This is a genomic window from Janthinobacterium rivuli (assembly GCF_029690045.1).
GTDB lineage: Bacteria > Pseudomonadota > Gammaproteobacteria > Burkholderiales > Burkholderiaceae_D > Janthinobacterium > Janthinobacterium rivuli.
Genome location: NZ_CP121464.1, coordinates 832,146 through 845,822, shown reverse-complemented (window position 1 = coordinate 845,822; position 13,677 = coordinate 832,146). Strand labels below are relative to the sequence as shown.

At 61.8% G+C, this 13,677-nt stretch carries 17 protein-coding genes; all 17 read right to left on the bottom strand.

Going from position 1 to position 13,677, the window contains the following annotated elements; genetic code table 11:
* Nucleotides 1–177: 177 nt before the first annotated feature.
* The 17 genes from P9875_RS03795 to P9875_RS03715 all read right to left on the bottom strand — a co-directional run bounded on the left by P9875_RS03795 (nucleotide 178) and on the right by P9875_RS03715 (nucleotide 13,673).
* The gene (locus P9875_RS03795) at nucleotides 178–567 is read right to left on the bottom strand and encodes an RNA-binding S4 domain-containing protein (protein WP_278317613.1); all 390 of its coding nucleotides are present in this window, start codon (nucleotides 565–567) and stop codon (nucleotides 178–180) included.
* On the bottom strand, nucleotides 564–1,727 hold the full coding sequence (clsB, locus tag P9875_RS03790; RefSeq protein ID WP_099401337.1) for a cardiolipin synthase ClsB: 1,164 nt from the start codon (nucleotides 1,725–1,727) through the stop codon (nucleotides 564–566). The genes P9875_RS03795 and clsB overlap by 4 nt, the downstream gene beginning before the upstream one ends.
* Before the next feature lie 9 nt (nucleotides 1,728–1,736).
* The gene (locus tag P9875_RS03785; RefSeq protein WP_278317612.1) at nucleotides 1,737–2,558 is read right to left on the bottom strand and encodes an endonuclease/exonuclease/phosphatase family protein; all 822 of its coding nucleotides are present in this window, start codon (nucleotides 2,556–2,558) and stop codon (nucleotides 1,737–1,739) included.
* A 70-nt stretch (nucleotides 2,559–2,628) separates the two neighbouring features.
* Complete coding sequence (locus P9875_RS03780; protein WP_278317611.1) at nucleotides 2,629–2,931, bottom strand: hypothetical protein; 303 nt, start codon at nucleotides 2,929–2,931, stop codon at nucleotides 2,629–2,631.
* Between the two features lie 69 nt (nucleotides 2,932–3,000).
* Complete coding sequence (locus P9875_RS03775) at nucleotides 3,001–3,294, bottom strand: hypothetical protein (protein ID WP_278317610.1); 294 nt, start codon at nucleotides 3,292–3,294, stop codon at nucleotides 3,001–3,003.
* Between the two features lie 19 nt (nucleotides 3,295–3,313).
* Nucleotides 3,314–3,778: a dihydroneopterin triphosphate diphosphatase gene (gene nudB / locus P9875_RS03770; RefSeq protein ID WP_278317609.1), complete on the bottom strand. Its 465-nt coding sequence runs from the start codon at nucleotides 3,776–3,778 to the stop codon at nucleotides 3,314–3,316.
* Between the two features lie 84 nt (nucleotides 3,779–3,862).
* Nucleotides 3,863–5,659: an aspartate--tRNA ligase gene (gene aspS, locus P9875_RS03765; protein WP_278318785.1), complete on the bottom strand. Its 1,797-nt coding sequence runs from the start codon at nucleotides 5,657–5,659 to the stop codon at nucleotides 3,863–3,865.
* 69 nt (nucleotides 5,660–5,728) lie between these two features.
* The gene (locus P9875_RS03760; RefSeq protein ID WP_278317608.1) at nucleotides 5,729–6,382 is read right to left on the bottom strand and encodes a DUF502 domain-containing protein; all 654 of its coding nucleotides are present in this window, start codon (nucleotides 6,380–6,382) and stop codon (nucleotides 5,729–5,731) included.
* Nucleotides 6,383–6,421: 39 nt separating this feature from the next.
* The gene (locus tag P9875_RS03755) at nucleotides 6,422–6,730 is read right to left on the bottom strand and encodes an FmdB family zinc ribbon protein (RefSeq protein WP_035824165.1); all 309 of its coding nucleotides are present in this window, start codon (nucleotides 6,728–6,730) and stop codon (nucleotides 6,422–6,424) included.
* A 79-nt stretch (nucleotides 6,731–6,809) separates the two neighbouring features.
* Nucleotides 6,810–7,412 (bottom strand): methyltransferase, encoded by a 603-nt coding sequence (locus P9875_RS03750; protein ID WP_176387725.1) that lies wholly within the window; start codon nucleotides 7,410–7,412, stop codon nucleotides 6,810–6,812.
* An 18-nt stretch (nucleotides 7,413–7,430) separates the two neighbouring features.
* On the bottom strand, nucleotides 7,431–9,002 hold the full coding sequence (ubiB, locus tag P9875_RS03745) for a ubiquinone biosynthesis regulatory protein kinase UbiB (RefSeq protein ID WP_278317607.1): 1,572 nt from the start codon (nucleotides 9,000–9,002) through the stop codon (nucleotides 7,431–7,433).
* Nucleotides 8,999–9,637 carry a ubiquinone biosynthesis accessory factor UbiJ gene (locus P9875_RS03740; RefSeq protein WP_278317606.1) on the bottom strand — a complete coding sequence of 213 codons (639 nt, stop codon included), beginning with the start codon at nucleotides 9,635–9,637 and terminating at the stop codon, nucleotides 8,999–9,001. Before P9875_RS03740 ends, ubiB begins: the two co-directional genes overlap by 4 nt.
* 151 nt (nucleotides 9,638–9,788) lie before the next feature.
* The gene (locus P9875_RS03735) at nucleotides 9,789–10,742 is read right to left on the bottom strand and encodes a Tim44 domain-containing protein (protein ID WP_176387724.1); all 954 of its coding nucleotides are present in this window, start codon (nucleotides 10,740–10,742) and stop codon (nucleotides 9,789–9,791) included.
* 31 nt (nucleotides 10,743–10,773) lie between these two features.
* Nucleotides 10,774–11,508, bottom strand: a complete 735-nt coding sequence (gene ubiE, locus P9875_RS03730) for a bifunctional demethylmenaquinone methyltransferase/2-methoxy-6-polyprenyl-1,4-benzoquinol methylase UbiE (RefSeq protein ID WP_034778407.1) — start codon at nucleotides 11,506–11,508, stop codon at nucleotides 10,774–10,776.
* Nucleotides 11,509–11,537: 29 nt separating this feature from the next.
* Nucleotides 11,538–12,779, bottom strand: coding sequence for an RNA polymerase sigma factor (locus P9875_RS03725; protein ID WP_278317605.1), 1,242 nt, complete (start codon nucleotides 12,777–12,779; stop codon nucleotides 11,538–11,540).
* A 2-nt stretch (nucleotides 12,780–12,781) separates the two neighbouring features.
* Nucleotides 12,782–13,126 (bottom strand): YciI family protein, encoded by a 345-nt coding sequence (locus P9875_RS03720; RefSeq protein WP_278317603.1) that lies wholly within the window; start codon nucleotides 13,124–13,126, stop codon nucleotides 12,782–12,784.
* 97 nt (nucleotides 13,127–13,223) lie between these two features.
* Complete coding sequence (locus tag P9875_RS03715; protein WP_278317602.1) at nucleotides 13,224–13,673, bottom strand: DUF971 domain-containing protein; 450 nt, start codon at nucleotides 13,671–13,673, stop codon at nucleotides 13,224–13,226.
* Between the last annotated feature and the right edge of the window lie 4 nt (nucleotides 13,674–13,677).

Here is a 13,677-nt window from a genome sequence, read left to right as displayed (position 1 = left end):
GTAAAAAAAAGCACGCTCCAAAAAAATCCGAACGCTCGTACTATTATCCACTACCACGTAAAAGTCAAACGGGAACTTTAGAGCCGGTGTTCTATTGGTGCAGCGCAGCATTTTTGGGCCGCGTGTTTATAGCGATTTCAGGCAGGCAAAAGCGGCATGCGCCCTTGCCGCATGGCCTCAGTCGAGGCCGCCTGCCTTGTTCAATTGACGGCGGTCGCGCTTGGTCGGCCGCCCCTTGATGGTGGCGCCCGGCTCGCGGAACAGCTTGCGCTCCTCGGCCAGTTGCTCGCGGCGGGCGATGCTGGCCGGCGTTTCGCCATACAGCAGACGCGCCACGGGCGCCGCGCCGCGCTTGTCGGACAGGCCCAGCACGGCCACTTCCCATGTCTCCGCGCCATTGTCGATGGCCAGCTCGTCACCCACGCGCAGGCTGCGCGCCGGTTTCACGCGCTCGCCACCCACTTTGACCTTGCCCGTGTCGACGGCTTCGCTGGCCAGCGAGCGCGTCTTGAAGAAGCGCGCCGCCCACAGCCATTTGTCCAGCCTTACCGTTGTCATCTCGTTCATGCGTACTTGCCTACTGAAAAAATGCGCATCACCAGCCGGTACACGAGGAAGGCGGCTTCATAGCCGATGCGCCGGAAGCGGCCGATGTGCTTGAAATCATCCTGGTGAATCACGATGCCGTCGGCCACGCCCTGCTCGATGTGCTGGCGCAAGCTTTGCGCGAACGCCACGTCCTTGATCACCACGTTCGCTTCCTGGTTCAGGAACAGGCTCAGCGCGTCAATATTGCTGGAACCGACCGTCGCCCAGTCATCGTCGACGACGGCCACCTTGGCGTGCAGCTGCGTCTTGCGGTACTCGACGATTTTCACGCCGGCGGCCAGCAGTTTCGGATAAAACGAGTGCGCCACGGCGTCTTGCATGCGAAATTCGCCCACGCCGATCAGCAAGACCACATCGACGCCCCGCTGGGCCGCCTGGGCCAGCGCGCGGCGCAGCTTGTGTCCGGGCGCGAAATACGGGTTGGCCAGCATCACGCTTTTACGCGCCTGGCCCAGCGCCTGCAGGTAGGCGCGCTGGATGGTGCGGCGGTTGCGCAGGTTGTCGCGCACGACAAAGCCGGCCACGACGGGGTTCTTCGCCAGCTCCTTGCTGACGACGCGCATCTTGCGGTACAACTTGATACGCCGCACCAGGTTCATTTTCCCCAAGCGCGCCCACTGCGCCTGCACCTCTTCGTGGATGGCGTCGACCAGCGGGCCCTTCACCTGCACGGCGAAATCCCAGCGCGGCGCTTCCAGGCTGATGTTGTGGTCGTAGTCGCAAAACATGTCATCGTTGATATTGATGCCACCCACCAGGGCGATTTCTCCATCGGCCACGCAAATCTTGCGGTGCGTGCGCGTGATGCCGCGCTTGAACCAGGGGTTGAAGATGCGGTGGTGCACGCCAGCCGCTTCCAGCTCCGCATGCATGGCGTTGACCCGGCGGTTGCCCGTGCCGAACCAGTCCGTGATCATGCACACCAGCACGCCGCGCGCGGCCGCGCGTTTGAGCGCGTCGAGCACCAGGGTGCCCGTGGCGTCGTCGGCAAAGATATACGTTTCGAAATAGACTTCCGCGCGCGCGCCGTCGATGGCGGCTATCAGCGCGGGAAAGTAATCGGTGCCGCAATACAGCAGCTGGATGTCGTTGTGGGCGATGAAATTGACTGTACGCATGCTGGCAGTCTACGCGAGTTTCAAAGCGGCAACGATCGGCGCGTGGTCCGACAGTTTTGCCCACAGGGTGCCATGCATCACTTGCGCGCCTTCCACGTGGAAACCGCGCACATAGATGCGGTCCAGGCGGAACCACGGCAAGGCGGCGGGAAAGGTGCGCGCCGGCACGGGTGTCGGGGTCTTGCTCTGGCGCCGCGCCAGGGTGCGCACCAGGTCGCCCAAGGCCGAGTTCGATGCGCGCTGGTCGAACACCTCGACCACGCCGAGCGCATTGCGCAGCTTGTCACTGAGCGTGTTGCGCCAGTCGTTGAAGTCGCCCGCGATGATGACGGGTTCGCCATCCGGCGCCGATTCCATGACGGCGTCGATCAGCGCCTGCGTCTGGCGGCCCCGTCCCGATTCGAACAGGCCCAGGTGGACGACATAACAGTGCACGTCGGCCTGCGGCGTCTTGAGCACGCAATGCAGGATGCCGCGTTGCTCGTAGGCATGGTCAGAGACGTCGTGGTTGGTTTGCGAGGCGATGGGAAACTTGCTCAGCAAGGCATTGCCATGGTGGCCGTGATCGTACACGGCATTCATGCCATACGCGGAATGGTGTTCGGCGCCGGCAAAAAACTCATGCTGTGACGCTTCCGGCCAATGCTTGTGGCCGTTTTTCTCGGCGCCATAACGGGCCGCATTGCGGTCATGCTTGCCTTGCACTTCCTGCAAAAAGACGACATCGGCATGAAACAGGGCAATCGCCTGTTTTAAAGCATGCACGCGGGGCAAGCCTCGCACGGAGGAGACACCCTTGTGAATATTATAAGTTGCTACGCGGATTTTCATGCATTGATTCTACTCCCAGACGGGCCTCGCGCGGCGCCAGCGTAGGTGCGCGTGCGCACCTATGGCAGCTTTATCTGCCCGTCATCGCCGCCAGCAAACTATCGATGGCGCTGATGCTGCCCACCACCATGCCGATCACCCACAAGCCCTTCACGATCCGGGGTGCGCTGCTCCAGCTGAAGGCACCCCGTCCGCCGGCAAAGCAACGGGGATGCAACAGAAATCCCAGCATCAGCAAGGGCAAGCCTGCCTGTGGAAGGCGGGCATGCGGCTGATCGGGGAAACACACGGCATACAGGGCGCCAACTATCCAGGACAGAAATACGGCGCCCACGAGACGCTGCTGAAAAGAAAGTTGAGACCAGTTCAGCATGTACGCCTTTCGTCAGGAAGTGAAATTACTATTAAAGCAATAATACCACATGACAATAGTTTGCAGCGCTTAAGCCAGCATGCGTCCCACGCCCGCCGTCACGCTGACGAGCAGCGCGGTGATGCCGGCGGCCCAGACGATTTTCACCAGCAACGGCGCGCCGCGCCAGGCCACGGTGCGCTTGCCCTTGGCAAATGCGCCCGGATGCAGCAGCCAGCCGATCGCCATCAGCGGCATGCCGATCGGCGGCGTGCGGCCAGGCACGGTGGAGCTGAACAGCAGGAAAATAAAGCACAGGCAAAAAACGATGCCCAAGGTGCCCAGCATTTTTTGCTGTGTCGTCAAATGTAACCAGTTCAACATGGAATGCTTTCTAGGGAAATCAGGTGGGGCGCGCCAGGCCCGTCATGGCCGGCAATTGCAAAATCGCTTCCGCGTTGGATGACGAGAAACAGCGGTCGGCCGCCGCCAGGTAAGGTAGCCACGCGTACTGCAAGTGTTCGCGCGGGCTCAGGGTGATGGCGATGTCGCGCGGCACTTGCACGCTGAACACGTGTTCCGTGTTGCGCGTCACGCCGGGCGCATAGCGGTGGCGCCAGATCGGGTAGATCTCGTACACGTTCGACAAGTTCCAGTCGCGCAGCACAATATCGCGCCCATCGGCAACGATGCCGGTTTCTTCCGCCAATTCGCGCGCGGCCGTCTGCAGCAGCGGTTCATCGACGGCATCGACGGAACCCGTCACCGATTGCCAGAAGCCGGGCTGGCCCGCGCGTTCGATGAGCAAGACGTCAAGGTCAGCCGTATGAATGACGACCAGCACGGAAACAGGGATTTTATGAGTCATATCAACAATGAAAAAGGCGCCACGACAGCGCCTTTTTTTGCATAGTGGATCAAACAGCGGCCGCCAAGGCAGCCGCATGCTTCATTACACTACTTTTGGCTCGGCGCTGCGCAAACGGATGTGCAGTTCACGCAGTTGCTTCTCGTCCACTTCCGACGGCGCATGGGTCAGCAAGTCTTGCGCGCGCTGGGTTTTCGGGAAGGCGATCACGTCGCGGATCGATTCGGAACCCGTCATCATGGTCACGATACGGTCCAGGCCGAATGCCAGGCCGCCATGCGGTGGCGCGCCGTATTGCAGGGCGTCGAGCAGGAAGCCGAACTTCAGCTGCGCTTCTTCCGCGTCGATCTTCAGCGCGCGGAACACTTTCGACTGCACTTCTTCGCGGTGGATACGGATCGAACCGCCGCCCAGTTCCCAGCCGTTCAGAACCATGTCGTAGGCCTTGGCGATGCAGGCGCCCGGATCGCTTTCCAGCATGTCTTCATGGCCGTCTTTCGGCGCCGTGAATGGATGGTGGGTTGCCGTCCAGCGGTCCGCTTCTTCGTCGTGCTCGAACATCGGGAAGTCGACCACCCACAATGGCTTCCACACGTCTTCGAACAGGCCGGCCTTCTTGCCGAACTCGCTGTGACCGATTTTCACGCGCAGCGCGCCGATGGCGTCGTTGACGACCTTGGCCTTGTCGGCGCCGAAGAAGATCAGGTCGCCGTCTTGCGCGCCCGTCTGCTCGAGGATCGTGGCCAGCACGTCGGCAGGCAGGAACTTGACGATCGGCGACTGCAAGCCTTCAGGACCCTTGGCTTTCTCGTTGACCTTGATGTAAGCGAGGCCCTTGGCGCCGTAGATGGCGACAAATTGCGTGTAGGCATCGATTTCCGAACGTGGCATGCTGCCGCCTTGCGGTACGCGCAGGGCAACCACGCGGCCGCCGTTCATGTTGGCGGCGCCGTTGAAGACCTTGAATTCGACCGACTTCATGACTTCCGTCAAGTCCGTGAAGGCCAGCTTGACGCGCATGTCCGGCTTGTCGGAACCGTACAGGCCCATCGCTTCGGCGAAATCCATCACCGGGAACGGGTTCGGCAGGTCGATGTCCAGGGTGTTCTTGAAGACGACGCGTATCATGTCTTCGAACAGGTCGCGGATTTCCTGTTCCGTCAGGAACGAGGTTTCGCAGTCGATCTGCGTGAATTCAGGCTGGCGGTCAGCGCGCAAGTCTTCGTCGCGGAAGCACTTGGTGATCTGGTAGTAACGGTCGAAGTTGGCGACCATCAACAGTTGCTTGAACAACTGTGGAGATTGCGGCAAGGCGAAGAAGCTGCCCGCGTTCACGCGCGACGGCACCAGGTAATCGCGCGCGCCTTCTGGCGTGGATTTGGTCAGCATCGGCGTTTCGATGTCGATGAAGCCCAGCGCGTCGAGGTACTTGCGCACTTCCATCGTCACCTTGTAGCGCAGGCGCAGGTTGTTTTGCATTTGCGGGCGGCGCAGGTCCAGCACGCGGTGCGTCAGACGCGTCGTTTCCGACAGGTTGTCGTCGTCCAGCTGGAAAGGCACGGGTACGGAAGGGTTCAGCACTTCCAGCTCCGAGCAGACCACTTCGATCTTGCCCGATTTCAGGTTGTTGTTGATCGTGCCTTCGATACGGTTGGTCACGACGCCCGTCACGCGCAGGCAGAATTCGTTGCGCACGGCTTCGGCGACCTTGAACATTTCCGCTTGTTCCGGGTTGCAAACGATTTGCACCAGGCCTTCACGGTCGCGCAAGTCGATGAAAATCAGGCTGCCGTGGTCGCGGCGGCGATGTACCCAGCCGCACAGGCTGACGGTTTGTCCCAGCATGGCTTCGGTAACGAGGCCGCAGTATTCAGTACGCATAGACATAAAATTCTCAGTTCAGGTTAGTGAGTGTTCAATCCGGCCACGTCCCACGTGGGACGCCTGCCTTTATTCTTTGGCTGCCGGTACCGGGACCGGGGCCGGTACAGCAACAACTTCCGCAGGCGCCACCACGCCCATCGAGACGATATATTTGAGCGCCGCATCGACGCTCATGTCGAGTTCGACGACATCGCTGCGCTTCATCATCAGGAAAAAGCCCGATGTCGGGTTCGGCGTCGTCGGCACGTACACGCTGACAAAGTCGCCCACCAGGTGGTTCGCCGCATCGCCGCCCGGCACACCCGTCAGGAAAGCGATGGTCCAGGAGTTCTGGTGCGGATACGGCACCAGCACGGCCTTGCGGAAGGCGTTGCCCGACGGGGAAAACAGGGTATCGGAGACTTGCTTGACGCTCGAATACAGGGAATTGACGATGGGTATGCGTTGCAGCAATTTTTCCCACAGTTTCACCACGTAATTGCCGACCAGGTTATTCGTCAGCAAGCCCGTGAAGAAGACGATCAGTACCGTCAATACCGTGCCCAGGCCGGGAATGGTGCTCAGCGGAGGAACCAAGTGGCCGAACCATATGCTGGGCTTCGTACTGCCGGGCACCAGCAATAGCGACTGGTCCATCGTGCTGATCACCAGATTCAGAACCCAGGCCGTAATGGCCAGGGGCACCAAAATCAGTAATCCGGTAATAAAATATTTACGCATCGGTTTCTCGGTAAGGGATCGTAGCGGCGCGGCGCGCGCTCAGTCCGCTTTCGGCGCAGCGGCAGCAGGGGCGGGCGCAGGCGCGGCAGCAGGTGCGCTCTCGGTGCTTGCGGCAGGCTTGGCGCCATCAGCCGGGCCCGTCGGGATGGCCGTGGTGGGCGCCGTGCCGCCGCGGAAATCGGTCGCGTACCAGCCGGTGCCCTTCAATTGGAAACCGGCGGCCGTCAATTGTTTCTTGAAACTGGGCTTGCCGCACGACAGGCACACCGTCAGTACTGGATCGGAGATCTTTTGCAAGACGTCCTTGGCAAAACCACACTCGTCACAACGGTAAGCGTAAATCGGCATCTCTACTCCGAGAAAATCATCAAAAACCCTGAATTATAAAGCTTTTCCTTTGCTCCCAGCAGAAATTGCCCCGCCCGCCTCAGTCCGCCCGGCGGCGCCAGCTCATCCAGCGCTCCTTGCCGGCGAAGACGGCGATGGAATCATCGACGGCTTCATCGGCGAGGCAGTCGAAATGCGGCGCCAGCAACTCCTGCAGTTTCTCACGAGAAATACCAAATGGCGGTCCCTTGGCATTGTCGTCAAAGAAAAAGTAACCGGCCAGCATGGCACCGGGCGCCAGCAGCTGCGCCCAGCGGGCCGCCACTTGCGGCCACATGGCACGCGGCATGGCGCACAGGAAGGCCCGTTCATAGATCAGGTCCAGCGGTGCGGCGGGTTCCCAGGCAAAGAAATCCGCTTCCACCACCTGCCCTGCCCGCGCACCGACGACGGCGCGCGCGGCGGCCACGGCGGCCGGCGAAAAGTCGATGGCCGTGGCATCCCAGCCGTGATCGAGCATGAAGACCAGTTCATACGCGGAACCGCAGCCGGGAATCAGGCAGCGCAACGGCGCCGGGCTGCCGGCAACGAAACTGCGCAGGCGCGACGGCACGCCGCCGTGGTCCCAGGGCGTAAATTGCTTCTCGAACCGCTCGTCCCAGAAGGCGGGCGAGAGCGGATCGCGGGTTTGGAAGTCAGCCATCACTTACGTCCTCAGCCTTTAAAACGGCAGTTGATGCCAGCGCATGAACACTTGCAAGCCCAACGCGCCGAGGGCGAAGGCGCCCACGAAGTACACGATAAAGCTCAGCAAGCGATTCGTCTGGCGTTGTTCCGCCAGCAAGGTTTTCATCAATTCCACATCGTTTTCGCGCGGCTCGCCATGCACCGTCAAGGCCTGGTGCAGCAAGCGCGGCAGTTGCGGGAAGATGTGCGCATAGCGGGGCGCCTCGGCGCGCAGGCGCTCCATGAAGCCTTGCGGGCCCACCTGGTTGCTCATCCATTTTTCCAGATACGGCTTGGCCGTTTGCCACAGGTCCAGTTCCGGGTCCAGCTGGCGCCCCAGGCCTTCGATATTGAGCAGGGTCTTTTGCAACAGCACCAGCTGCGGCTGCACTTCCACGTTGAAGCGGCGCGAAGTCTGGAACAGGCGCAGCAAGACTTGTCCGAAAGAAATATCCTTCAGCGGACGGTCGAAGATCGGCTCGCAGCAGGCGCGCACGGCCGCTTCCAGCTCATCGACGCGCGTATCCTTCGGCGCCCAGCCCGATTCGATATGCGCTTCGGCCACGCGCTTGTAGTCGCGGCGGAAGAATGCGAGGAAGTTTTGCGACAGATAATCCTTGTCGTAGTCGTTCAACGTTCCCACGATGCCGAAATCGAGCGCGATGTAGCGGCCGAACGATTCTGGCGCGATCGACACAAGGATATTGCCCGGGTGCATGTCCGCATGGAAAAAGCCGTCGCGGAACACTTGCGTGAAGAAAATCTCCACGCCATCGCTGGAGAGTTTGCGCAAATCCACGCCGGCCGCCACCAGGCGCTCCGTTTGCGACACGGGGATGCCGACCATGCGCTCCATGACGATGACGCTGCTGGAGCAATAATCCCAGTGCATTTCCGGCACCAGCAACAAGTCCGAGTTGGCAAAGTTGCGGCGCAGCTGGCTGGCGTTGGCCGCCTCGCGCATCAGGTCCAGCTCGTCGTGCAGGTATTTGTCGAACTCGCCCACCACTTCTTTCGGTTTCAAACGCTTGCTGTCGGCCCACAGGCGGCTGGTCCAGTCGGCGGCGATGTGCATCAGGGCCACGTCTTCGTCGATCAGCTTTTTCATGCCTGGACGCAAGACCTTCACGGCCACTTCGCGGCCATCTTTCAAATTGGCGAAGTGCACCTGGGCAATCGAGGCGGACGCCACCGGCTCGCGCTCGAAGCGGGCAAACAATTGATCCGGGTGCGCACCGAGCGATTTGGTGATTTGCGCGATGGCCAGGTCGGAATCGAAAGGCGGCACGCGGTCTTGCAGGCGCGCCAGTTCTTCGGCGATGTCGGGCGGCATCAGGTCGCGCCGGGTCGACAGCACCTGGCCGAATTTGACGAAAATCGGGCCCAGCTCTTCCAGCGCCAGGCGCAGGCGCAAGCCCCGTGGCGACGACAGGTCGCGCCAGAAAATCAGGGTGTCGATCAATTTGGCGGTGCGGGGAACTTGCAGACCAGAAATCGCTATCTCATCCAGACCGTACTTGATGGAAACACGGATGATTTTAAACAGGCGCAGAAATTTCAATATCATGTAGACAAATCCGGTGAGGAGGACTGCAGCTGGACGGCGGCGGCCGCCTTTTCCAGCCGGGCAAGGCGCTTGGCCAGGCGTTCGACGTCATCGCGCACGCGCGTCACGCCAGCGGAATACTCTTGCAAGGTAGCAGGACGGATCAGCATGGGCTGTTCGTCGAGGAAATATTCGGCCACGTTTTCCGCCAGCTTTTGCTGGCCCGTGCGCACAAAGGAGGCCGCATCTTTCGCGCCGGAAACGAGGCGCGTGGCCAGCATGGGCCCGACGACTTTTTCCAGGTCGTGCTCGGCTTCCCAGCGCAAGCCCTTGCTCAATTGCGAAATCGCATTGGCAAACTCGGCATCGCCTTCGATTTTCACATACGAAAACGCCCGCTCGCGGTTTTGCAGGATCAGCGGCACATCGGACAATTTCACGCGGATGGTCACGTTGGCCGGCATGTCGGCCGGCGCCGCTGCCAGCATGCCGGCGCTGTCGACGCGCAGGCGCAAGGCCACGGCGCCCGTGTCGATGCAGGCCAGCTTGCCGGCGTGCACGGCCAACTGCTGGCGCGCCCACGGCTCTTGCGCCAGCAAGTGGTTGATGGTCGCGATGACGGGCGTCATCAGGGAGAGATCGGAAAGTGGTGCCATCTATATACAGCGCGCCAGGCGCGCCCCTAAAAGAAAAAACCGCCCGTAAAACTACGCGGGCGGTTTCGATCTTACCAGTTCAGCAGGAAATATCTGTTAAGCATCATGCATTCCGCATGGACTTAAGCCAGTATTCAGCAAGTTTTTGCAATTAATTCAATTGCTGGATGCCTGCCAGGACCCAGCCGCTGTTGCCGCTGACGGGTTTCGACATATTCCACACTTCCGCGAACGGTTCCGCCGCGGCGCCCGGCGCCGAACGGATCAGGCCCGTAAATTTCACGCTGGCCAGGTAATCGTTGACGCTCGTCTCGATGCCCAGGAGTTCGGCATCGATGGTGACGACATCCGTAAAGTCCGGCTGCGCGCCCCGTTCCTGGATTTGCATGCGCAGTTCCGCATACACTTCCGGCGACGTGAATTCGCGGATATCGTTGACGTCCGCCTTGTCCCAGGCCGCTTGCAGGCGAATGAAATTGCTTTTCGCGTGGCGCAGGAAGGCATCCTTGTCGAAGTCGCCTGGCACGCCCCATGGCGCTGCAGCGGGGGCCGGGACCGGGTCCGGCTTATCCAGGCCAACGCCGGACGAGACGGGTTGCAGCGGCGGCAGCGGTGGAATGCGCGAACCGATGTCAGGCACGTTGCCGGCTGGCGCAGGCTGGTTGCCGAAACCGGCGAACGGCGCATTGCCGCTGGCATTGCTGTCACGCTTGCCGCGCACCATGCGGTAGATGAAGAAGGCCACGCCGGCCAGCAAGGCCACCATCAGCAGGGTACTGATCATGCTGGCCAGGGCGCCGCCCAGGCCGAAATGCGACAGCAGCGCGCCCAAACCCAGACCCAGCAAGGCGCCGCCCAGCAAGCCCTTCCAGCGGCTCGGTGCCTTGGCGGCAGGGGCCGGTGCGGGAGCCGGCGCAGGTTGCGCCTGGCGTGGCGCGGCGGCCGGTGCCGGGGTTGGCGCCGGTGCGGGCGCCTGGCGGCCCACGTTTTGCGACTGGCGGCCAAACGAACGGCCACCGCCCATGGGACGGGCCAGCGCCTCGCCCAGCATGGATACCGTGGTCGCGGCCAGCATCATGCCGACCATAAATTTCTTCAATTTCATTCCATCTCCTAAAATCACCAACGTTGATGCATTACATCTTGATACCGGTGTGCAAAGCGGCAATACCTGCCGTCAAATTGTAGTACTGCACGCGTTCCAGGCCCGCCGTTTCCATCATGGTTTTGAGGGTTTCCTGGTCCGGGTGCATGCGGATCGATTCGGCCAGGTAGCGGTAGCTTTCCGCGTCGCCGGCGATTTTCTGTCCGAACCACGGCAAGACCGAGAACGAATACAGGTCGTACGGCTTTTGCAGGGGCGCCGCCACCTTGGAAAACTCCAGCACCAGCAGCTTGCCGCCCGGTTTCAGCACGCGGCGCATTTCCGCCAGCGCCACATCCTTGTGCGTCATGTTGCGCAGGCCAAAGGCCACGCTGACACGGTCGAAATAATTGTCGGGGAATGGCAGTTTTTCCGCGTCACACAACATGGTGGGGGTGAGCAAGCCGCGATTCAAGAGGCGGTCGCGGCCCACGCGCAACATCGATTCATTGATATCGGTCAACCAGACTTCGCCGGTAGGGCCCGCCTGCTTGGCGAATGCCTTCGACAGGTCGCCCGTACCGCCGGCGATGTCGAGCACCTTGAAACCGGGGCGCACGCCCGCGTTGGCAATGGTGAACGTCTTCCACAGACGGTGCAGCCCGCCCGACATCAAGTCGTTCATCACGTCGTATTTGGCAGCGACGGAATGGAACACCTTGGCGACTTCGCGCACTTTGTCGTCTTCTGCAACTGTTTTGTATCCGAAATGGGTCGTATTGGTCATGGTAGGCAGTCTGTTTGAACTTGGGAGCATTATACAAGCGGCAGGCGCATTTCCCCGTGACGCCGGAGAAGGTATTGCCTTTCCACTGCATTCGCAGCCAGCATGGCCGCCCGCGCGTATGCCGCCAGCGCCCCCGGCCGGTCACCCTGGCGGCGCAGCAAGTCGGCGCGAGCCGCGTGCAGATAATGCGATAGCGCCAGGCTGGGCACGGTTTCCAGGCGATCGAGCCACGCCAGCCCGTGTGCTGCCCCATGCTCCATGGCGCAGGCGATGACGGCATTGAGCAAAATCAAGGGTTCCGGCTTGTGCCGCAGCAAGGCGCCATACAGGGCGCTGATCTGGCGCCAGTCCGTCTGGCTGGCCGTGGGCGCTTTGGCGTGCAAGGCGGCAATGGCGGCCTGCAACTGATATGGCCCCGGTGCGCGCGCCGGCAAGGCCAGTTCCAGCAGCGCCAGTCCCTCGGCAATCAGGCCGCCATCCCACAGGCGCCGCTCCTGCTCTTCCAGCGTCAGCAGAAAACCCTCGGGCGACAGACGGGCCGGGCCGCGCGACGCCTGCAGCAGCATCAGGGCCAATAGCCCCTGCACTTCCGGCTGCCCAGGCTGCAGACAGTCGAGCAGCCGCCCCAGGCGCAGCGCTTCCGCGCACAGGTCCGCGCGCAGCAGGGTGTCGCCGCCGCTGGCGCAATAGCCTTCGCTGAACACCAGGTAAATCACGTGCAGCACTTGCGCCAGCCGTGGCTGCAATTCTTGCTCAGGTGGCAACTCAAAGGGGATGCACGCTTCGGCGATCTTGCGCCTGGCGCGCAACAGCCGCTGCGACAGGGCCGCTTCCGCCAGGCCGAAGGCGCGTGCGATCTCGCCCGTGGACAGGCCACACAGGGTGCGCAGGGCCAGCGCCACCTGCGCCTCGGGCACCAGCGCGGGATGGCAGCAAATGAACAGCAGGCGCAGGCGGTCGTCTTCGATGGCGTGCGCTTCTTCAATCACGGGCGCCGGCAGGCCGGAGAACACGGCCTCGGCCTCGCCGACGCTCTTGCCTGCCCGGCGCACGTGATCGAGGCCCGCATTGCGTGCCACGGAACTGAGCCAGGCCGCGGGATTGGACGGGATGCCCGTGCGCGGCCACAATTCCAGCGCCTTGCGGCACGCTTCCTGCAACACATCTTCCACCAGGCCCAGGTCGCCGAAACGCCGCATCAGGCCGGCCAGCACCCTGCCCCTTTCCTGGCGAAAGACGTGTTCGACGGCCGACAGGGCGTCGCCGGCCATGTTTATGCCGTGACAGGCCGTACTTCAATGGTGCCCAAGGAAGCCACCGGACAACGCCCGGCCCAGGCCAGCGCCTCGTCCAGGTTGGCACAGGCGAGCAGATAGTAGCCGCCCAGCTGCTCCTTGGTTTCCGCGAACGGCCCATCCGTGATGACGGGCTTGCCATTGCGCACCCGCACGCTGGTGGCACTGGCCACGGGCGCCAGTTCGGCCCCGCCGCGCAGCACGCCGGCCGCCTCCAGGTCCTTCGTATAGCTGGCAAAGTCGGCCATCAGACTGGCCATCTGGCCCTCTTCCATGGATTCATAGCGCGCCTCGTCGGCGTAGATCAGGATCAGGTATTCCATAGTCTCTTCTCCAAAAGAAAAATGCCCGCAAGCGCGGGCATTCATACGACGAACGGGGCGGCGGTTATCCGACAGATTACCGCATTATTTTCTCACCTCAGTGTTTGTGGCCGCAGCTCGGTCCGTGCACGTGGCCGGAAGATTGCTTGACCGTCATGTCGGCCTTCGCGTCGCGGCCGCTGTCGCCCGGGTAGCCGGCTGCCGCCAGCTGGTCCAGATAGGCTTGCCACAGTTTGTCTTTTTCCGCGCCCAGCTTGTACAAATAGGCCCAGGTGTACAGGCCGGAATTGTGGCCATCGCTGAAAGTAGGCTGCACGGCGTAGTTGCCGACCGGCTCCAGGCCCGTGATGCCGACCAGGCGTTTACCTAATTGCAAGGTTTCCTGGCCCTTGCCATGGCCCTGCACTTCGGCCGACGGCGAATACACGCGCAGGTATTCGAACGGCAAGACAAATTCGCTGCCATCATCGAACGCCACGTCGAGCACGCGCGACTGGTTGTGCACGGTCAAGCCGGTCGGTTGCGGTGTTGCTGTTTTTTCAGTCATGACG